We start from the raw sequence: 20,801 nt of genomic DNA on the forward strand, positions 1-20,801 counted from the left end.
GGGCCGGGGACTGCAAAACGCCGGCACCGCCACCCAACTTCGAGGCTGCTTCGGCCTTCGAATAGTTCGCTGCGCCTTGCTGTATCAGGGCCCCACATTGCCGACACGCGTTGATGGCAGCCGCCGCGGCCTTCAGGACCTGCTCGGCCCCATCCTGGTATGCCAGACCGAAGATCGTGCCGGCAGCATCCAAGCCCGTATGCGCCGAAAACCCTCCCGCCAACACCGTCAGGCTCGCGGCCAGGCCCTCCCCGGCGGCGCCCACGGCGCTACCCGCGGCGTACAACGCCTCCGGATCAACCGCCAATGGAGCCACGTGCGGAATTTTCGCTCAGATCCGCCCGTCGCCGCTATTCACCCGATAATCGTTTCGCCAAGCTAGCCACGATCACCGAGCACGACAACTCACTTACCAACAGCCACTTTTGCGGCCAACGTAATGCGGTGTCGTCCGGGCGATACCGTGACGGTCGGCCCGGCCGGCTCCCCATCGAGTTGCACGTCAACCCCGTCAGGCAAGCCACCGAGCGTGATCTTGGCGGCGACGTCGGTGGCCACCGTGATGGTCGACGACGCCAACGCGGCCAGACCGGCACGCTCGATATCGACCCTCAGACCAGCAACCCCGTTGAGGCGCAACGTCAGATACGGCAGGGGGTCAACGGGCCGTCCCACTTGCCAGTCCAGCTCGCTGTACAGTCCGGGCGTCGGCTCGAAGTGTGGGATGAAGCCGCGATGGTGCCGAACTGTGTGCGCGGGGTCCGGCCGCGCGTAGGAGCGCGCGTCGACTTCCGCCACGGCCCCGCGCCGCGCGGTCACCTCCGGATCGGCGGCCAGCTCGGACAACCACCACACCTGATGCGGCCCGATGCCCAGATCGGCGCGCACCAGTTGGGGATACCAGGCGAACGTGATGTGCCCCGGATCTCCTTGGCGCACAGCGGTTCCCATGTGCGAGACCGGATCCTCGAACTTGTCCTGAAACACCCAGGCGATGTGATCCTCGAACGGGTACACACTGAACCGGTGGCGGTAGCCCAGCCGATCCAGCTCCAGCACCTGCTCGGCGGCCGAGGCGAACGGCACCAGTTCGTCAAGCAACCCGTGCGCGATGACGTACGGCAGCCATCGGGCGTTCACCAGCAACTTCCACGTATCGCCCTCGCGGGCACAGGGCGAGTGCGGGTCGAGGTCGGCCGGAATGTCGACGTGGGGCAGCAGCCGCACACCGCACGTCGGCGGGCCGGCCAGCACGACCGCTTGGGAGAACACCTGTGGGTAGCTCAGTCCCAGCTTGTAGGTCGCATAGCCACCCATCGAATAGCCGCTAATCACAGTGCGATTGGGATCGGTGCCCAGTTGTTCGGCAACTCGCGCCCATACTTCCCAGACGTCGAGTTCGCCGGTGTCGAAGTACCAGGTGGACGGTCCGCGGGCCAACGGCGTGACCACCACCGAGTCGCGGCCCTCGCATACCTCGTGCAGCAGTCGCGGGTCGATCGCGGCGAACTGGCTCTGCCCGAGTGACAGGGAGTGCAGCAACAAGGTCAGTGGCAGCGCGCTACCCGGTGCGTAGCTCGACGGCAGGCATATCGAATACGGCTGCACCCGACCGAGGAATTGCGGCTTGGTGCTCAAAATGTCGTTGGCGGCCCAGCCTTGTTCCAGGCCTTGGCCGAGTTCGATCGAGGACACGTACCAGCGGGTGGACGGGGCGGTGATCACCGGCTCGGGGGCGGTTTCGCGGGCCGCCAGCCGGGCCCACGGCACCGTCAGTGCGAACTCGGAGACGTCGCCGTGTGTCAGGGCGGCGGCCTGGGCGGCATCCGACCAGAAGTTCAGGTGCGGCGGCTCCTGCTCGTTGGTGCGGAATGCGACGTTGTAGACGTTCGGTTGCCCCGGCAGCGCTCCCCGCGTGGCGGGCACGTCCGCGAATCCGTCGCCCGCGGCGTTGGCCAGCCCAGAGACAAGCCGGACCGTCCAGCTGCCGGTGGGTTCCAGCTTCGACCGCGGCACCTGCGCCACAAACGAGCGCGAGGCGGTGTCGACCGTGTGCTCGACCGGCGTGAAGACATGCGTGTCGAGGTCGATCAGCCGGGCACCCTTGGCCGAGATCAGCAAGGCCGTGTCGATGCCGGCCGAGCGCACACCCGCTCCCGCCGGCCACTCCTCCGAAGCGGCCCGGTCGGCGCCGGTGTCGAAGGCGAACAGCGCGATGGGCACCGAAGCGTCCAGCAGGGTGTTCCAGTCGATCCGCCACCATGTGTGGGTCTCGGTCAGCCCGACGGCGACGCGGAAGATGTCGGCACCGTTGCCGGCCGCCGGCCCGTCGGGATAGATGTAGGTTCCGCGTGGCGGCGCCTGAATCTTCAGGTCGCCGATCGGGATACCCGTCGCACCATGGTCGTCGTAAAGGAAGTCGGTCCAGAACAAGGCACCGCCGGCCAGTCGTCCGGTGCCGCAGGTGCGCGGGAACTCCTCGCCGAACGGCCATGCTGAGGGGGCGGGCAGCTTGGGCTCGGGGCGCCGCGCGGCCGGCGGCACACCCTCGGGCATTCCGTCGACCACGATGAGCTCAGCCGGCGGAGCCGGTGCCGGGGCAGCTGTCGATGCAGGTACGGGCTTGCTGGGGTGAAAGACCGCGTCGACAACGTGGCGCGCAATGCGTATCGGCAGCAAAGAGAGATCCAGGATCGACACCACCCCCAACCTACGCGGAAGCCGGGGTGGCGTCGGTTAATCCACCGGGACCACGATCAGTTCATGCGGCCGGTTGTTGACCGCCAAGGCGCCGTCGGGGGTCACCACGACGATGTCCTCGATGCGGGCGCCCCACCGGCCCGGGAAATAGATGCCCGGCTCGATGGAAAACGCCATGCCCGCAGCAAGGGGCAGATCGTTGCCGGCGACAATGTAGGGCTCTTCGTGTACCGACAGCCCGATACCGTGTCCGGTCCGGTGCACGAAATACTCAGCGAGTCCTTCGGCAGCCAGCACGTCGCGGGCCGCGGCGTCGACCTGTTCGGCCGTCACTCCCGGGCGTACCGCGTCGTAAGCGGCGCGCTGAGCGCGTTGCAGCACCGAATACTGTTGAGCTACTTCAGGTTTCGGCTCACCGATGCTGTAGGTTCGCGTCGAATCGGAGTTGTACCCGGGTTCATACGAGCCGCCGATGTCGACGACGACGATGTCACCGACCTGCAGTTCACGATCGGAATACCCGTGGTGCGGGTCGGCGCCATGCGGTCCAGATCCGACGATGATGAACGCCACCTCCGAATGCCCTTCGGCCACAATGGCATCCGCGATGTCGGCGGCCACGTCGGCCTCGGTGCGGCCCGGCACCAGAAACTCCGGCACCCGGGCATGCACCCGGTCGATTGCCGCACCCGCCTTGCGTAGCGCGTCGACTTCGCATTCCTCCTTGACCATCCGCAGCGTGCGCAACACATCGGTGGCCAGGACCGGCAGCGCGCCGAGCACACCGGCCAGCGGCAGTAGGTGCAACGCCGGCATGGAATCGGTGACGGCGGTCGCGGCGGGAGCACCGCCCAACGCGGAGCCCACCAGATCGTAGGGATTGTCGCCGTCGACCCAATCCCTTACGGCCAACCCGAGTTCGGCGATGGCCGAGCCCTTGAGCGAGGCCAGCTCCAGTCGCGGCACCACAACCGTCGGGTCGCCGGATGTGGGCAACACCAGTGCGGTGAACCGCTCCAGGGTCTGGGCGCGGGACCCGACCAGGTAGCGCAGGTCGTAGCCCGGCGTGATCACCAACCCGGCCAAACCCGCATCAGCGGCCGCGGCGGCGGCCGCGGATAATCGGCGGCCATACACTGCTGCGTCGAAGCGGTGCGACTCCATGGCAGTCAGGCTAATGCTCAATGGCGGGTCGCCTCGCGGCGGCGTGAGACCATAACCGGCATGCCAGCACCCCGACCGCCGCTCGTGCTGCTCGACGGCGCCAGCATGTGGTTCCGCTCGTATTTCGGGGTGCCATCCTCGATCACCGCCCCCGATGGCCGGCCGGTCAACGCCGTTCGGGGATTCATCGACTCAGTCGCCGTGGTGATCACCCAGCAGCGGCCGAACCGGCTGGCCGTCTGCCTGGACCTCGATTGGCGGCCTCAGTTCCGGGTGGACCTGGTCCCGTCTTATAAAGCCCACCGGGTGGCCGAGGAGGAGCCGGCCAACGAACCGGACATCGAGGAGGTGCCCGACGACCTGACGCCGCAAATCGACATGATCGCCGACCTCCTTGACGCGTTCGGGATCCCGACGGCAGGGGCGGAAGGCTTCGAGGCCGACGACGTGCTGGGCACCCTGGCGGCCCGGGAACGCAAGGACCCGGTGGTGGTGGTCAGCGGTGACCGCGACCTGCTGCAGGTGGTGGGGGACGATCCGGTCCCGGTTCGGGTGCTTTACCTCGGCCGCGGGCTGAGCAAAGCGACGTTGTTCGGGCCCGCCGAGGTGGCCGAACACTATGGCGTGCCGGAGGATAGGGCCGGGGCCGCGTACGCCGAACTCGCGCTGCTGCGCGGCGACCCGTCCGACGGGCTGCCCGGTGTGCCGGGCGTCGGTGAGAAGACGGCAGCCACCCTGCTGGCGCAGCACGGCTCGCTGGACGGGATCCTGGCCGCCGCCCACGATCCGAAATCGAAGATGGCCAAGGGCGTGCGGGCGAAACTGCTCGGCGCGCTGGACTACATCGAGGCGGCCGGTCGGGTGGTACGAGTCGCCACCGACGCGCCGGTCACCTTGTCCACACCCGACGACAAACTCCCGCTGGTCGCGGCCGATCCGCAACGCACGGCCGAACTGGCGACCAAGCTGGGCGTCGGCTCGTCGATCGCCCGCCTGCAAAAAGCGCTGGACGCGTTACCGAACTGACGATGGCTACTGCGGCCGGCCGACCTCGTAGGTGCCCTTGCTGTCCTGGAAGGTCACGGTCACCCGCTTGGGCGCGCCATCGATGCTGACGTCGCAGTCGAACGTGGCGCCCTTCTTGACGGTCGGATTCTGGCCGTGGTTGCACTTGACGTTCTGCACGTTCTTCGCGCCGTAGCCGTTGGTTTCGTCGCTAAGGACCTGCTGGACCCCGGCCTGTGCCTTATTGACGTCCAGCTTGGTGGTGACAAAGAACCCGGGCTGCCAGAAACCCAGCACCAGCACGACCGCGATGAGCAGAAACGCGATCGCGCCGCCCACTCCGGCGATCAGTCCGGCCGGCCGCTTCTTGCCGGGCTGCTCGTATGGGGGGTACTGCTGCGGGTACTGGCCCGGCTGGCCGTACTGGCCGGGCTGCGGGTACTGCCCGGGCTGCGGGTATTGGCCGTACTGGCCCGGCTGGGGGTACTGCCCGGGCTGAGCGTATTGGCCGGGCTGACCGTACTGGCCGGGTTGGGCATAGCCCGGCTGCTGGGGATATTGCTGCGGGTACGCCTGTTCGGCCGGCTGCTGGTACTGCGGGTATTCGGCAGGCGGTGTGTAAGCCGGGGGCTGCCACGAGGCCTGCTGGGTGTGCTGCTCCGGCCAGGTTGGCGCAACCTGAGTCGGCTCCGACGAGGAATCGCTACCTTGACCTTGACCGGGCGGCTTCCACTGCTGGTCCGATCCGTGCGGTCCGCTCATCTTTCTCCCTCAGCCCTTGGTGTCTTGGCGTGAACTATCGGCGTTCAACGGTAGCTCCGGCCTAGCCTACCCGGCGTCAACTGCGACGACGCCGCGCCGAATGTCATTGATAGCGCGCTTGGCGGTGGCTCGTAACTCGGGGTCCGGAGCGGCGTTGCGAACCTGGTCCAGCAGATCCAGCGTCTGGCGGCACCAGCGCACGAAATCCCCCGCCAGCAGCGGCGAGCCGGTGCCGGCCGGGTCGGCGGCCGCCAGTGCAGCGGCCAGATCTCCGGATCTGGCCCAGCGGTAGATGACATTGACGAAGCCGTCGTCGGGTTCGCGACTCGGGGCGATCCGGTGCGTTTGCTCATCGGTGCGCAGCGACATCGACAATCTCGAGGTGCGCAGCAGCGCCTGCCGCAATTGCTGGGTGGGCGCCTCGGCCGCGAAGCCCGCCCCCGGCCCTTCGCCGCCCCGGGTTTCGTACAGCACCGCCGAGACCACCGCCGCCAGCTCGGCCGGCTTCAACTCCGACCAAGCGCCGGTGCGCAGGCATTCGGCCACCAGCAGGTCGCTTTCGCTGTAAATGCGAGCCAGCAACCGACCGTCGTCGGTGACGCGAGGATCGCCGTCGCGCCCTTCGATGAAGCCGCGCTCGGTGAGCAAGCCGACAATACGATCGAAGGTCCGGGCCAGCGAATTGGTCGCCGCCGCAACCTTTTTCTCCAATTGCGCGTTGTCGCGCTCGATCCGCAGGTAGCGCTCGGCCTGCCGGACTTGTTCTTCCAGGCCGGGCGTGTTGTGCGACGGGTGACGACGCAGCTGTTCGCGCAACAACGCCAGCTCGGGGTCGTGAAAGGCACCGTCGGAGTCGCCGCGGCCGCCGCGCCGCCGGGCCGGCATGGTCAGCCCCGCGGCCGCCGATCGCAGCGCCGACGCGAGATCACGCCGGACCCGTGGCTGACGATGTTCGACCCGCTTGGGCAGTGACATCGAACCGACCGGAGCGGACGCCCCCGAATAGTCCGCCGACGAAATCCTTCCCGCCCAACGGTTTTCGGTGAGCACCAACGGGCGCGGGTCCGAGCTGTCGCGGGCCGATTCCAGCACCACGGCCAGGCCGCCGCGCCGGCCATGGGTGATGTTGATGATGTCGCCGCGACGCAGCGCGGCCAGCGCGTCGCTGGCGGCCTGCCGTCGTTGCAGCCGAGATGCGCGGGACTGGGCGCGCTCCATCTCACTGATGCGGGCACGCATCCGCGCGTACTCCAGAATCGGGGCCTTGGGTCCGCCTATCTGCGCGGCGATCTCGTCGAGCATCGCGGTGCCGCGCTCGATGCCGCGCACCAGCCCGACCACCGAGCGGTCGGCCTGATACTGCGCAAACGACTGCTCCAGCAACCGATGTGCCTGCTCGGGCCCCATCTGCTGGACCAGGTTGATCGTCATGTTGTACGACGGGGCGAACGAGCTGCGCAGCGGGAAGGTGCGGGTGGAGGCCAGCCCGGCCACCGCGGACGGCTCGGTGGTTTCCTCGGTGGGATTCCACAGCACCACCGCGTGGCCCTCGACGTCGATGCCGCGCCGCCCGGCGCGGCCGGTCAGCTGGGTGTACTCCCCCGGCGTCAGCGCCACGTGCTGCTCGCCGTTGAACTTGACCAGCCGCTCGAGCACCACCGTGCGGGCCGGCATGTTGATCCCGAGCGCCAAGGTCTCGGTGGCGAACACCGCCCTGACCAGCCCGGCGGTGAACAACTCTTCGACCGTGTGGCGGAAGACCGGCAGCATGCCGGCGTGATGGGCCGCCAGACCGCGCAGCAGCCCCTCGCGCCATTCGTAGTAACCGAGCACGCCCAGGTCGGCATCGGCGAGATCGCCACACCGATGCTCGATCACCTCGGCGATCTGTGCGCGTTCTTCCTGGGTGGTCAGCTGCAGGGGCGAGCGCAGGCATTGCTGGACGGCGGCGTCGCAGCCGGCCCGGGAGAACACGAACGTGATCGCCGGCAGCAGCCCTTCGGAGTCCAGGGTGGCGATCACGTCCGGGCGCCCCGGCGTCCGGTAGAAGCGGGGACGGCCGGACCGCGCCGGCGCACGCCCGCGTCCGGCGCTTCGCCGCGGCTGCCAGTCCGACATCCGGTCGGCCTCGCGGCGATGCGTGATGTGCCGCAACAGATCCGGGTTGACGCGCGCCTCCCGAGGGGCGGCCGGTTGCTCGGGTGCTTGCGCATTCCGGTAGTCGAAGAGATCGAAGAGTCGCTTGCCCACCAACACGTGTTGCCACAGCGGCACCGGCCGGTGCTCGTCGACCACCACCGTTGTATCGCCGCGCACGGTCTGGATCCAGCCGCCGAACTCCTCGGCGTTGCTCACCGTCGCCGACAGGCTGACCACCCGCACCTCGTCGGGCAGATGCAGGATCACCTCCTCCCACACCGGGCCCCGCATCCGGTCGGCGAGAAAATGCACCTCGTCCATCACCACATACGAAAGCCCGTGTAGTGCAGGCGAATCCGCGTAGAGCATGTTGCGCAGCACTTCGGTGGTCATCACCACCACGGGTGCATCGGCGTTCACCGACATGTCCCCGGTGAGCAGGCCGATGCTGTCGCGGCCGTAGCGCGCCGTCAGGTCCGTGTGCTTCTGGTTGCTCAGCGCTTTCAGCGGCGTGGTGTAGAAACACTTGCCGCCGGACGCCAACGCCAGGTGCACGGCGAATTCGCCGACCACTGTCTTGCCGGCGCCGGTCGGTGCGCAGACCAGCACACCGTGACCTCGTTCGAGGGCCGCGCACGCGCGATGCTGAAACGCGTCCAGCGCGAAGGGCAGTTCGGCGGTGAACCGGGTGAGTTCGACCAGCTCCGCAACGTCTTGGGGCACCGGCGGATCAGGTGACATCGTCATGTTGCCCGGCGGTGAACGACGGCTCCGGTATCGCGGTGGGCGGTTCGATGACCGATGCTTCGTCGTCGGGAATCACGGCCTGGGCGTCACGCTTAGCCTTCCGTTTGTCATGCAGGCGGGCGATTTGAATGGCGAACTCCAGCAGCACAGTCAGCGCGAGCCCGAGTGCGGTCATCGAAAAGGGGTCGGATCCGGGGGTGAAGACCGCCGCGAACGCGAACATCGCGAAGATCAGACCACGCCGCCACGCCTTGAGCCGCTCATAGGGCAGCACGCCGATCGTGTTGAGCATGACGATGAGCAGCGGAAATTCGAAGCTGACCCCGAAAACCACCAGCAGATTGATCAGGAAGCCGAAATAGCGGTCGCCGGACAGCGCGGTCACCTGCACATCGCTGCCGACCGTCAACAAAAAGCCCAGCGCCTTGGACAGGACGAAGTAGGCCAGCACCGCGCCCACCATGAACAGCACCACCGCCGGGATCACGAAGGCGATCGCGAAGCGGCGTTCCTTCTGGTAGAGCCCGGGCGTGATGAACGCCCACAGCTGGTAGAACCACACCGGGCAGGCCAGCACCACCCCGGCTGTCAGCCCGACTTTGAGCCGCAGCATGAACTGGTCGAACGGCGCGGTGGCCAGCAGCCGGCATTGCCCGCCTGGGCTGATTTCCGCCCGCGCGGACTGCGGCAGCGAACAGTAGGGGTGACGTAACCACTCGCCGAGGCTTTCCAGTCCGAAGATCGAGTGCGAGTACCAGACGAACCCGAAAATCGTGGTCAGCAGGATCGCGGCCAGGGAGATCAGCAGCCGGGTGCGCAGCTCGGTCAGGTGGTCGACCAGCGACATGGTCGCATCCGGGTTGGTGCGGCTGCGCCGGTTACGAGGGTTGAGGCGCTTCAGCAGGCCGGAAGTGCGCGCTGAAGCCTTGAAGATTCTCACGATGCTCGGTCAGTGGCGCTCGGGCAGCGCGACAATGATGGCGGCTACGCCGGACGTGCTTCGCTGTGCCCCTGCTCGCTGGGCGCTGGCGCGTCGACCCGCTGCGACTGCACGGGAGTCGGGTTCGCCGGGGAGCTCTCGCTCTGGGTCCCCAAGGCCGACGTCTCCGCTTTGTTCTCGGTTTGCATTTCGCGGAGCTCAGACTTGAAGATCCGCATCGACTTACCCAACGAACGCGCCGCATCGGGGAGCTTCTTGGCACCGAACAGCAAGATCACCACGACCGCGAGGATCGCCCAGTGCCACGGACTAAGACTGCCCACTTTGATTACCTCCAGACGTCCACTTGATGCTACCGCAGTCGCGCCATGTGGCGGCGGGCCCGCGCCGCGTCGCGACGGACCGCGTAGCCGGGACTTTTCTCAGCTCAGGGCTTCGTAGGAGGCCACGGCGGCCGCCGCGGCATCCCGTACCCGCTGCGCCAGGGACGTAGGCCGCAACACCTGCACGTCGGGTCCGAAGCCCAGCACCAGCCGCGTCATCCAATCCTCGGAGGCATAGGTCATCACCGCCTCACAGAATCCGTCGGGCAATTCGCGCACGTCACGCATGGGGTAGTACTCAAACATCCAGGACGCCGCGGGCGCCACCCGCAGCGTGGCCGACGGTAGCGATGGATCGCCGTCGAACAGCGAGGTGTCCGGCGGCGCGTGCAGCGCCGGCTCGGGTGGCGCCGCCGGCTCGTCGAGTTCGCTGGCGTCCACGATCCGGTCGAAGCGGAACAGCCGAACGCCTTCGCCCTCGCGTGACCAGCCCTCCAGGTAGCTGTGGCCGCCGATCAGCAGCACCCGGATGGGGTCGACGACCCGGCTGGTCAGTGTGTCGTGCGAGGCGGAGTAGTAATCGATGGCCAGTGCGTGCCGGGCCTGAACGGCCGCGCGTACCGCCGCGGCGGCCCGGTTTTCCACCGGAGCGGGCTCATCGACAGCCGACGCCCTGTGTGAGGTGTCGTGCCCGACGGCCCCCGCGGCATCTTCGATCTTGGCAATGGCGCTACGCGCCGCTTCCGGATCGACGACCCCGGGAATGTCGGCCAGCGCCCGCAACGCCACCAGCAGGCCGGTGGCCTCCGGTGAGGTGAGCTTGAGCGGGCGGTCGATGCCCGCGGAGAAGGTCACCTCGATGGTGTCCCCGGAGAACTCGAAATCGATGAGGTCACCCGGGAAATAGCCGGGCAGACCGCACATCCACAGCTGGTTGAGGTCTTCTTCCAGCTGCTTGGCCGACACGCCGAGGTCGGCGGCGGCCTTGGCCCGGGTAACCCGCGGATTGGCCTGGAAATACGGCACCATGTTCAGCAGCCGGATCAGGCGGGTGGCGATGGGTGTCATGCCGACACTCCCCTGCCGCCCTGTGGTTGCGCGGCGCCGACGGCGTCGACGCCCGCGTGGGCGCGCAGCCGGGCCAGCACGTCGTCACGCAATGACTGCGGTTCGAGGACCAGGGCGTCGGCGCCGTAGCCGGCGATGTCGCGAGCCAGCTGGTCAGCCGACCGGACGTCGAGTTCGATCACCTCGCCGTCGCGGCCGCCGAGTTGGCGCGCCTCGATGGGTGTGCCGGCGCGCCGCAGCGCGGTGGCACGGCCGTCGGCCACCCATACTCGGGCCTGCCCGACGGTCGGTGTCGCTGACGCCTCAGTGACGGTCTGGGCCACGATGTTGCGCAGGTCAACGCCTTCCGGCACGGTGATGGCGCCCGGCGGGCCGATCGGCGTGACGTCCCGGCCGATCCGGGACAGCCGGAAGGTGCGGGTGGCGTCGCGGTCGCGGTCGTGGCCGACCAGGTACCAGCGGCCCTTCTCGGTGACCACCCCCCAGGGCTCGACGGTGCGGGTGGCGTACGGCTCTGCGCGGGACGGTCGGTGCGGAAACTGCACGGCCTGCCGGGAGTCGATGGCCGACAACAGGATTCCGAGGACTTCTTCGGACCCACGCAGACCCGGCACCCCGGCCGGCGATGCGATGGCGACCGGCGCGTCCGGATCGACGTCGACCCCGGCGGCGCGCAGTTTGAGCAGCGCGCCCTGGGTCGCGGTGATGAGTTCGGGTGACTCCCACAGCTGGGTGGCAACGGCCACCGCGGCCGCCTCGTCCGGGGTCAGATCCACCGGGGCGAGCGAGTAGGCGTCGCGGTTGATTCGGTAGCCCTCGGTGGGGTCCCAGGCCGACGCTCGGCCGACCTCGAGCGGGATGCCGAGGTCGCGCAGCTCGTTCTTGTCCCGCTCGAACATGCGGGAAAACGCCTCGGCGCTGGCGCTGTCCGAATAGCCCGCCACGCTCGACCTGATCTTTTCCGCCGAGATGTAGCCGCGGGTGGACAGCAAGGCAATGACCAGATTTACCAGCCGCTCGACTTTTGACGTCGCCATTGGCTCCAGGTTATTCGATGGTCGCTGCCTGGCGCTTCCGCCGCCCAACGCGTCGCGGTATTCCCTGTCGCCACTTCTAAAACGGGTTTGGCAGGCAGCGGCGAGTGGCGGCCGGTGGGGCGATGCGACGGACGGTGAACCGAGCGCGCTACATGCTTGCGATCAGGCGTTTGACCCGCTCGTCGACCGCACGGAAGGGGTCCTTACACAGCACGGTCCGCTGCGCCTGGTCGTTGAGCTTGAGGTGCACCCAGTCGACGGTGAAGTCACGCCCGGCGGCCTGGGCGGCGCTGATGAACTCGCCACGCAACCGCGCCCGAGTGGTCTGCGGCGGGTTGTCCACCGCCTCCGCGATGTCTTCGTCGGTGGTGACGCGCGCGGCGAGGCCCTTGCGCTGCAGCAGATCGAAGACGCCGCGCCCGCGCTTGATGTCGTGGTAGGCCAGGTCCAGCTGGGCGATCTTCGGGTCGGACAACTCCATGTTGTAGCGATCCTGGTACCGCTGGAACAACTTGCGCTTGATCACCCAGTCGATCTCGGTGTCCACCTTGGCGAAGTCCTGGCTCTCCACCGCGTCAAGCTGGCGGCCCCACAGGTCGACGATCTGCTCGATCTGCGCGTTGGGTTCGCGGGTCTGCAGGTGCTCGACGGCCCGGCTGTAGTACTCACGCTGAATGTCCAGCGCGCTGGCCTGACGCCCGCCCGCCAGCCGCACCGGCCGGCGGCCGGTGACGTCGTGGCTGACTTCGCGGATGGCGCGGATGGGGTTGTCCAGCGAGAAGTCCCGGAACGGCACACCGGCTTCGATCATCTCGAGCACCAGCGCGGCCGTGCCCACCTTGAGCATGGTGGTGGTCTCGCACATGTTGGAGTCACCGACGATGACGTGTAGGCGCCGGTACTTCTCGGCGTCGGCATGCGGCTCGTCGCGAGTGTTGATGATCGGCCGGCTGCGGGTGGTGGCCGAGGAAACGCCTTCCCAAATGTGCTCGGCGCGTTGGGAGAGGCAGAACGTTGCCGCCTTGGGGGTCTGCAGCACCTTGCCGGCCCCGCAGATCAGTTGGCGGGTGACCAGGAAGGGCAACAGCACGTCGGAAATCCGGGAGAACTCGCCGGCCCGGACGATCAAGTAATTCTCGTGGCAGCCATAGGAGTTGCCGGCCGAGTCGGTGTTGTTCTTGAACAGGTAGATGTCGCCGCCGATGCCCTCGTCGGCCAGTCGTTGTTCGGCGTCCACCAGTAGGTCTTCCAGCACCCATTCCCCTGCCCGGTCATGGGTGACCAGCTGCACCAGGCTGTCGCACTCGGCGGTCGCGTACTCGGGGTGGCTGCCCACGTCGAGGTACAGGCGGGCGCCGTTACGCAGGAAAACATTGGAGCTCCGGCCCCATGAAACGACGCGGCGGAACAGATAGCGCGCCACCTCGTCGGGGCTGAGCCGCCGGTGGCCGTGGAATGTGCAGGTGACCCCGAACTCGGTCTCGATGCCCATGATTCGCCGCTGCACGTAATCGAGCGTACTGGTTGTCGGACCGCGACGGTGAGCAAGCCGCGCGTATCAGTCGACGAAGTTTCTCGTAGGCCCTCGGTAGCGGCCGCTCTCGGCCGGCCCGAGCAACCGTCAACCAATCACCGGCGCGCGCGGATATCCGCTAGCTCACGGCGTCTTATGCACCACAAAACCGGCACCAGCACCGGCGGAATGTGAGTGGTGGCCCGTTGTCGGGCCGGGTCTATTCGGAGGATCCGCCGTCAGCATCCGACGGCTCGCCGTCCGATGCTGACCCGTTGGAATCCTGCTCACGCAGCAAATTCTCCAAGGTGGCGCGATTGATCCGCCGGAACGCCCGTCGCGGCCGGTTGACGTCCAAGATGGCCATCTCCAGGCTGGCCACCTCCAGGGCGGACTGGTCTCCGTTCGAGGATTCGCTGCCGGCGCGCAACGCCTTGACGGCGATGCGCGTGGCCTCACGCAGATCGGCGTTCTCGGCGTAAGACTCCTTGAGCGCCGTGGTGATCGGTTCGGTGGTACCGCCCATCACCACAAAGTGCGGCTCGTCGGCGATCGATCCGTCGTAGGTAATCCGGTACAACTCAGGCGGTTTGCTCTCGCCGTAGTGCGCGACCTCGGCGACACACAACTCCACCTCGTAAGGCTTGGCCTGCTCGGTGAAAATGGTGCCCAGTGTCTGCGCATAGACATTGGCCAGCTGGCGGCCGGTGACGTCGCGCCGGTCGTAGGCGTACCCGCGGGTGTCGGCGAATTGGATTCCGCCGCGGCGCAAGTTGTCGAATTCGTTGAACTTGCCGGCCGCGGCGAAGCCGACGCGGTCGTAGAGCTCGCTGATCTTCTGCAACGACCGTGACGGATTCTCCGCGACGAAGAGCACACCGCCGGCGAAGGCCAGTGCCACCACGCTCTTGCCCCGGGCGATGCCTTTGCGCGCGAGCTCGCTGCGCTCGCGCATCGCCTGCTCAGGCGAGATGAAATACGGGAAGCTCACTTCTCACCACCATCGGGGCCGAAAGTGTCAGCGCGCGAACGGCTTTGGATCACTTCACGGGCCAATTCGGCAATGCGGCCCTCCGGCACCTCAACCGCCCCCTCGGCCCCGATGATGACCGCCGTGGGATAGATGCCGCGCACCAGATCCGGTCCACCGGTCGCGGAATCGTCATCGGCCGCGTCGTAGAGCGCCTCGATTGCGACGCGCACCGCGGAGTCGCCATCGGTCACCTGCGAGTACAGCTTCTTCATCGACGACTTGGCGAAGATCGAACCCGACCCCACCGACTGGTAGCCCTCTTCTTCCAAGTTCCAGCCGCCGGCGGCGTCGAACGAGACGATGCGACCGGCGCCTTCGGGGTCGGCCGAATCGATGTCGTAACCCACTAGCAGCGGCAGCGCCACCAGACCCTGCATCGCGGCTGCCAGGTTTCCCCGCACCATGATGGCCAGCCGATTCACCTTGCCGGCGAACGTGAGTGGCACACCTTCGAGTTTTTCGTAGTGCTCGAGTTCCACCGCATAAAGGCGGGCGAACTCCACGGCGATCGCGGCGGTGCCCGCGATGCCGGTAGCGGTGTAGTCGTCGGTGATGTACACCTTCTTGACGTCGCGACCGGCGATCATGTTGCCCTGCGTCGAACGCCGGTCGCCGGCGAGAACCACGCCGCCGGGGTATTTCAGCGCGACGATCGTGGTGCCGTGCGGCAATTGCCCCGTGGCGGCGTCTGACTGCGCGCCCGACAGGCTGGCCGGCAGCAACTCCGGAGCCTGACGGCGCAGCAGGTCAGCAAACGACGACAGGTCTACAGCGGGATTTGCCGGAATTGCGGAATTAGTGGACAGGCGATTAGAGAAAGGCCAGGTCACTGTCCGCCCTTTTGGACATACGCGCGAACGAAGTCCTCAGCGTTCTCCTCGAGGACGTCATCGATCTCGTCGAGCAGATCGTCGGTGTCCTCGGCTAACTTCTCCCGGCGCTCTTGGCCCGCTGCGGTGCTGCCGGCGATGTCCTCTTCGTCGTCGCCACCACCGCCACGCTTGGTCTGCTCCTGAGCCATCGCCGCCTCCTGTTGTCTGGGCCTGTTGAATGGCTTACTGACCGATCAAGCCACGCTGCCCGTTGGTTGTTCCCTAGCCTACCGGTCGCCCCCGACGTTCCCGGTGCTAACCGGCACCTAGCTAGTGAGTTGTTCGACCAGTTCGGCGGCGCTGTCCACCGAATCCAGCAGCGCTCCGACGTGCGCCTTGCTGCCACGCAACGGCTCCAACGTCGGAATGCGGACCAACGAATCGCCGCCCAGGTCGAAAATCACCGAGTCCCAACTGGCCGCGGCGATGTCGGCGCCGAACCTGCGCAGGCATTCGCCGCGGAAGTATGCCCGGGTGTCGGTCGGCGGCTTGTCCACCGCTTCGAGCACTTGGTGCTCGCTGACCAGACGCTTCATCGAGCCGCGTGCGACCAATCGGTTGTACAGGCCTTTGTCCAGCCGGACGTCGGAATATTGCAGATCCACCAGATGCAGGCGCGGCGCCGACCAACTCAGGTTCTCTCGCTGACGGAACCCTTCGAGCAGCCGCAGCTTGGCCGGCCAGTCCAGCAACTCGGCGCATTCCATCGGGTCGCGCTCCAATTGGTCGAGCACGTGCGCCCAGGTTTCGACGATGTCGGCCGCGCGCGGATCGGGGTCGCGGCTGTCGACCAGCTTGGCCACCCGGTCAAGGTAAACCCGTTGCAGCGCAAGCCCGGTCAGCTCCCGACCGTCGGCCAATGCCACGGCGGCCCGCAGCGACGGGTCGCGGCTGATGGCGTGGACCGCGTGCACCGGACGTGCCAGCGCCAGGTCGCTCAGGTCGATGCCGTGCGCCGGTCCCTCTTCGATGAGGTCCAGCACCAGCGCGGTGGTGCCCAGCTTCAGATACGTCGACGTCTCGGCCAGGTTCGCGTCGCCGATGATGACGTGCAGCCGTCGGTACCGGTCGGCGTCGGCGTGTGGTTCGTCGCGGGTGTTGATGATGCCGCGCTTGAGCGTGGTCTCCAGGCCGACCTCGACCTCGATGTAATCCGAGCGCTGGGACAGCTGAAAGCCGGGTTCATCGCCGGAGGGCCCGATGCCGACCCGGCCGGAGCCGGTGACTACCTGCCGCGACACCAGAAAGGGGGTCAGCCCGGCGATGATGGCCGAGAACGGCGTCTGCCGCGACATCAGGTAGTTCTCGTGGGAGCCGTAGGAGGCGCCCTTGCCGTCGACGTTGTTCTTGTAGAGCTGCAGCTTGGCGGCTCCCGGCACGCTGGCGACATGCCGGGCGGCGGCCTCCATGACGCGCTCGCCGGCCTTGTCCCAGATCACCGCGTCCAGCGGATCGGTGCACTCGGGTGCCGAGTATTCGGGGTGCGCGTGGTCGACGTAGAGCCGCGCCCCGTTGGTCAAGATCATGTTGGCGGCGCCGACCTCGTCAGCGTCGACCACGGGCGGGGGCCCGGCCGAGCGGCTCAGGTCAAAACCGCGGGCATCCCGCAGCGGCGATTCCACCTCGTAGTCCCACCGGGTGCGTTTCGCGCGCTGGATTCCCGCGGCGGCGGCATAAGCCAAAACCGCCTGCGTCGATGTGAGGATCGGGTTGGCTGTCGGGTCCGATGGCGATGAAATGCCGTATTCGACCTCCGTCCCGATAATCCGTTGCATGACCTAAGCGTAGGCCGCGCGACGAAGCGGCCCCCGAAGCGGGGCGCATCGCAGCCGGCCAACCCTGTCATGCCGGATGAGGAAACGGACGCGGCAACACCAGAAGTCACCAGCCCGCCAACCGGCCAACCGAATACCGGTCCAGGTTCTCGACCACGTTGGCGGCGCGCAATCGCTACCACGGCGCCGCCGTCCGTCGTGTTGACGGCGCCGACACCAGTGACTAATTTCACCGTGTGTCCGCCCCCGAATCCGACCGCGCCGTCGGTAAGCACGCACTGGACCTGTTCGGCAAGCGCTACGGCGAGGTACTCCTGGTGACGCCCGGCGAGGCGGGCCCTCAGGCAACGGTGTACAACAGCTTCCCGCTCAACGACTGTCCCGAGGAGCTGTGGTCGGCGCTGGACGCTCACGCCATCGCCACCGAACACGGTGCGGCCGCGGCCCTGCTCAACGGTCCCCGGTACTGGTTGATGAACGCCATCGAAAAGCAAGCCCGGGGCCCGCAGATCACCAAGTCCTTCGGCGGCATCGAGATGATCCAGCAGGCCACCGTTCTGCTGTCGTCGATGAACCCGGCGCCCTACGTCCCGAACACCGTCAGCCGCCACACGATCTTCGTCTTCAACGCCGGCCAAGAGGTCTACGAACTCATCGACCCGCACAACCAGCACTGGGTGATGCAGACCTGGAGCCAGGTCGCTGACGCCACCTTGTCGCGAGCAGACCTGCCCGGCCTCGGCGCCCGTCTCGACCTGCCGGCCGGGTGGGCCTACCAGCCCCGGGTGCTCACCAGTGAACTACGGGTGGACACCACCACCGGGCCCGCACAGGTGCTGCAGGACAATCTGACCAACAGCTATTCGCTGGTGGTCTGACCCGAAACGTAAACCACGCACATCCGCCTCGGCGTGTCGTGTACGTGGTTTACGTGTCCCGAGTTCACGGGCCTGCGCCTACAGGTACTGACCCAGGTTGGATTCGGTGTCGATGGCCCGCGACGCGCTCGAGCTCTTGCCGGTGACCAAGGTGCGGATGTAGACGATCCGCTCGCCCTTCTTGCCCGAAATCCTCGCCCAGTCATCGGGATTGGTGGTGTTGGGCAGATCCTCGTTCTCGGCGAACTCGTCGACGATCGAGTCCAGCAGATGCTGGATGCGCAGACCCGGCTGGCCGGTCTCCAGCACGGACTTGATCGCGTTCTTCTTCGCCCGGTCGACGACGTTCTGGATCATCGCCCCGGAGTTGAAGTCCTTGAAGTACATGACTTCCTTGTCACCGTTGGCGTAAGTGACCTCCAGGAACCGGTTGTCGTCGATCTCGGCGTACATCCGCTCGACGACCTTTTCGATCATCGCCTTGATGCAGGCGGTGCGGTCGCCGCCGAACTCGGCGAGGTCGTCGGCGTGCAGCGGCAGCGCCTCGGTCAGGTACTTCGAGAAAATGTCTTGCGCCGCTTCAGCATCCGGGCGCTCGATCTTGATCTTCACGTCGAGGCGTCCGGGCCGCAGGATGGCCGGGTCGATCATGTCCTCACGGTTGGAGGCGCCAATCACGATGACGTTCTCCAACCCCTCCACACCGTCGATCTCACTGAGCAGCTGCGGGACCACCGTCGTCTCGACGTCTGAGGACACGCCGGTGCCACGGGTGCGGAAGATGGAGTCCATCTCGTCGAAGAACACGATCACCGGTGTTCCCTCCGACGCCTTTTCACGGGCGCGCTGGAAGATCAGCCGGATGTGCCGCTCGGTCTCACCGACGAACTTGTTGAGCAGCTCGGGACCCTTGATGTTCAAGAAGTAGGACTTGGCTTCGCGGGCGTCGTCGCCGCGCACCTCGGCCATCTTCTTGGCCAGCGAGTTGGCCACCGCCTTGGCGATCAGCGTCTTGCCGCAGCCGGGCGGACCATAGAGCAGCACACCTTTGGGCGGGCGCAGCGCGTACTCGCGGTAGAGCTCCTTGTGCAGGAACGGCAGCTCCACCGCATCGCGGATCTGCTCGATCTGGCGAGTCAGGCCACCGATGTCCAGGTAGCTGACATCGGGCACCTCTTCCAGCACCAGGTCCTCGACCTCGGCCTTGGGGATGCGCTCGAAGGCATAGCCGGCCTTGGTGTCCACCAACAGCGAATCGCCGGGCCGCAGCTTGCGCGGCCGGGTGTCGTCGTTGAGTGCGTCGGGGTGGCCATCGGGCAGGTTGTCGGCAACCAGCGGCTCGGCGAGCCAGACGATGCGTTCTTCGTCGGCGTGCCCCACGACCAAAGCCCGGTGTCCGTCGGCCAGAAGTTCACGCAACGTGGAGATCTCGCCGACCGATTCGAATGTGCCGGCTTCCACCACGGTCAAAGCCTCGTTGAGGCGGACCGTCTGCCCCTTGCGGAGCAACGGGACTTCGATGTTGGGCGAGCAGGTGAGTCGCATCTTGCGGCCAGAGGTGAAGACGTCGACGGTGTCGTCCTCATGGGCGGCGAGCAGGACGCCGTAGCCGCTGGGCGGCTGCCCCAGCCGATCGACTTCCTCTCGCAGCGCCAGCAGTTGCTGACGAGCTTCCTTGAGGGTCTCCATCAATTTCGAATTCCGCGACGCAAGGGAGTCGATGCGCGCTTCAAGCTGATGCACATCGCGGGCAGAGCGAGCACCGCCATGCGAGCCGACGGCGTGCTCGAGTTGCTCGCGCAACATCGCTGCCTCGCGGCGTAGTTGCTCCAACTCGGCTTCGTCGCCGCTGGACATGTTTGATTCGCGGGGGGTTCCGAAATCTTCAGAACGCTCTGAGCTACCCATCTTGCGCTCCTTTCCCACACCGAATTGGCGCGGCGGATACTTCAAAGCTACCGGCGATTGCCGATTGATGCGCGTAGTCAAATACCCACGAAAAGTTAAGATTTTCGCCACGCTGGTAATCTCGGCCACTAATCGTGATGATCGAAAGGGCCGCCGTGACCGCAAAAAGCCTCGCCACAGGCTCGACTCGGGTCGCCTCCGCCGGTGTCACATCAGTTGCACCCACCGGCCCGACCTTAGCGACCCCCTTCCTTCGCGAAGCGGCCAGAGCCGCCTAGCCGGCCGACCGACTGGATGCACCGGCCACCGTCCGTAGCGCTGATCGCCGCCACCGCCCTGGCGGCGGTCGGGCTCGCGGCATGTTCGTCGAGTCATCCGAAGAGTGGTCCGTCGACTGTCTCTTCGCTGCCGCCGGCCACGTCGAGCCAGGTTGCTGCGCCGGTCACGACTCCCCTGCCGCCGCCGGAAGCCCTCACCGACGTGCTCACCCGACTCGCCGACCCGAATGTTCCGGGCGCCAGCAAAGTGAATCTGGTGGAAGGCGCGACGCCCGAGAGCGCGGCAAACCTGGACAAGTTCACCAACGCATTGCGGGACAACGGCTATTTGCCCATGACTTTCAATGCGAACGACATCGCCTGGTCGGACAAGAACCCATCGAACGTGAAGGCCAGCATCGCCATTCACACCGCCCAGACCAACAACGCCAACTTCAGCTTCCCGATGGAGTTCACTCCCTTCCAGGGCGGTTGGCAGCTATCGCGGCACACCGCCGAAATGCTGTTGGCGCTGGGGAAATCGCCGACGGCTCCGACCTCTGGGGCTCCCGCGCCACCGCCGAGTCCGGCCCCGGCACCGCCGCCACCCGTGAGATGCTGGCGAATTCGAAGTCGAGCGCGTCCGATTCCGTTGTCCCCCATTGGTTTAGCGCCGAGGC

Annotated in this window: 16 protein-coding genes and 1 pseudogene; 2 read left to right on the forward strand and 15 right to left on the reverse strand. The window is 66.8% G+C overall.

Features of this window, described 5'->3' with window-relative positions; all coding sequences use genetic code 11:
• Positions 1-405 precede the first annotated feature (405 nt).
• Positions 406-2,700 (reverse strand): alpha/beta hydrolase-fold protein, encoded by a 2,295-nt coding sequence (locus tag A5625_RS13730; RefSeq protein ID WP_066994418.1) that lies wholly within the window; start codon positions 2,698-2,700, stop codon positions 406-408.
• A gap of 36 nt (positions 2,701-2,736) precedes the next feature.
• Positions 2,737-3,864, reverse strand: a complete 1,128-nt coding sequence (locus tag A5625_RS13735; RefSeq protein WP_066994375.1) for a Xaa-Pro peptidase family protein — start codon at positions 3,862-3,864, stop codon at positions 2,737-2,739.
• A gap of 60 nt (positions 3,865-3,924) precedes the next feature.
• Between A5625_RS13735 and A5625_RS13740 the strand changes: the two genes are divergently transcribed.
• Complete coding sequence (locus A5625_RS13740; RefSeq protein ID WP_066994378.1) at positions 3,925-4,890, forward strand: 5'-3' exonuclease; 966 nt, start codon at positions 3,925-3,927, stop codon at positions 4,888-4,890.
• Between the two features lie 6 nt (positions 4,891-4,896).
• Here A5625_RS13740 and A5625_RS13745 read toward each other — a convergent pair whose 3' ends face one another.
• From A5625_RS13745 to dop, 11 genes are all read right to left on the reverse strand, one after another.
• A complete protein-coding gene (locus tag A5625_RS13745) occupies positions 4,897-5,631 on the reverse strand; it encodes a DUF4333 domain-containing protein (RefSeq protein ID WP_066994381.1) in 735 nt (244 codons plus the stop codon).
• A 66-nt stretch (positions 5,632-5,697) separates the two neighbouring features.
• On the reverse strand, positions 5,698-8,511 hold the full coding sequence (locus A5625_RS13750; protein ID WP_066994384.1) for an RNA helicase: 2,814 nt from the start codon (positions 8,509-8,511) through the stop codon (positions 5,698-5,700).
• The gene (gene tatC, locus A5625_RS13755) at positions 8,501-9,457 is read right to left on the reverse strand and encodes a twin-arginine translocase subunit TatC (protein WP_156748215.1); all 957 of its coding nucleotides are present in this window, start codon (positions 9,455-9,457) and stop codon (positions 8,501-8,503) included. The genes A5625_RS13750 and tatC overlap by 11 nt, the downstream gene beginning before the upstream one ends.
• Before the next feature lie 44 nt (positions 9,458-9,501).
• Positions 9,502-9,780, reverse strand: a complete 279-nt coding sequence (gene tatA / locus A5625_RS13760; protein ID WP_066994387.1) for a Sec-independent protein translocase subunit TatA — start codon at positions 9,778-9,780, stop codon at positions 9,502-9,504.
• A 99-nt stretch (positions 9,781-9,879) separates the two neighbouring features.
• Complete coding sequence (locus tag A5625_RS13765; RefSeq protein ID WP_066994392.1) at positions 9,880-10,848, reverse strand: YafY family protein; 969 nt, start codon at positions 10,846-10,848, stop codon at positions 9,880-9,882.
• A complete protein-coding gene (locus A5625_RS13770) occupies positions 10,845-11,885 on the reverse strand; it encodes a YafY family protein (protein ID WP_066994395.1) in 1,041 nt (346 codons plus the stop codon). Before A5625_RS13770 ends, A5625_RS13765 begins: the two co-directional genes overlap by 4 nt.
• A gap of 148 nt (positions 11,886-12,033) precedes the next feature.
• The gene (gene pafA / locus A5625_RS13775) at positions 12,034-13,392 is read right to left on the reverse strand and encodes a Pup--protein ligase (RefSeq protein WP_095577084.1); all 1,359 of its coding nucleotides are present in this window, start codon (positions 13,390-13,392) and stop codon (positions 12,034-12,036) included.
• A 226-nt stretch (positions 13,393-13,618) separates the two neighbouring features.
• Positions 13,619-14,389, reverse strand: a complete 771-nt coding sequence (prcA, locus tag A5625_RS13780) for a proteasome subunit alpha (protein ID WP_066994401.1) — start codon at positions 14,387-14,389, stop codon at positions 13,619-13,621.
• Positions 14,386-15,261: a proteasome subunit beta gene (gene prcB, locus A5625_RS13785; protein ID WP_066994404.1), complete on the reverse strand. Its 876-nt coding sequence runs from the start codon at positions 15,259-15,261 to the stop codon at positions 14,386-14,388. Before prcB ends, prcA begins: the two co-directional genes overlap by 4 nt.
• Positions 15,258-15,452, reverse strand: a complete 195-nt coding sequence (locus tag A5625_RS13790) for a ubiquitin-like protein Pup (protein WP_066994406.1) — start codon at positions 15,450-15,452, stop codon at positions 15,258-15,260. Before A5625_RS13790 ends, prcB begins: the two co-directional genes overlap by 4 nt.
• Positions 15,453-15,569: 117 nt before the next feature.
• Positions 15,570-17,078, reverse strand: coding sequence for a pup deamidase/depupylase (gene dop / locus A5625_RS13795; protein WP_066994409.1), 1,509 nt, complete (start codon positions 17,076-17,078; stop codon positions 15,570-15,572).
• A 236-nt stretch (positions 17,079-17,314) separates the two neighbouring features.
• On the opposite strand from dop, the gene A5625_RS13800 reads away from it, so the two are divergent.
• Positions 17,315-17,956, forward strand: a complete 642-nt coding sequence (locus A5625_RS13800; RefSeq protein WP_066994412.1) for a hypothetical protein — start codon at positions 17,315-17,317, stop codon at positions 17,954-17,956.
• Positions 17,957-18,034: 78 nt separating this feature from the next.
• Here the strand turns inward: A5625_RS13800 and arc are convergent, their stop codons facing one another.
• Positions 18,035-19,864 (reverse strand): proteasome ATPase, encoded by a 1,830-nt coding sequence (arc, locus tag A5625_RS13805; protein WP_066994425.1) that lies wholly within the window; start codon positions 19,862-19,864, stop codon positions 18,035-18,037.
• Between the two features lie 730 nt (positions 19,865-20,594).
• Positions 20,595-20,801, reverse strand: a pseudogene (locus A5625_RS30160) (hypothetical protein); the annotation flags it as partial.

Source organism: Mycobacterium sp. 1465703.0, assembly GCF_001672975.1.
In the GTDB taxonomy this organism is placed as follows: domain Bacteria; phylum Actinomycetota; class Actinomycetes; order Mycobacteriales; family Mycobacteriaceae; genus Mycobacterium.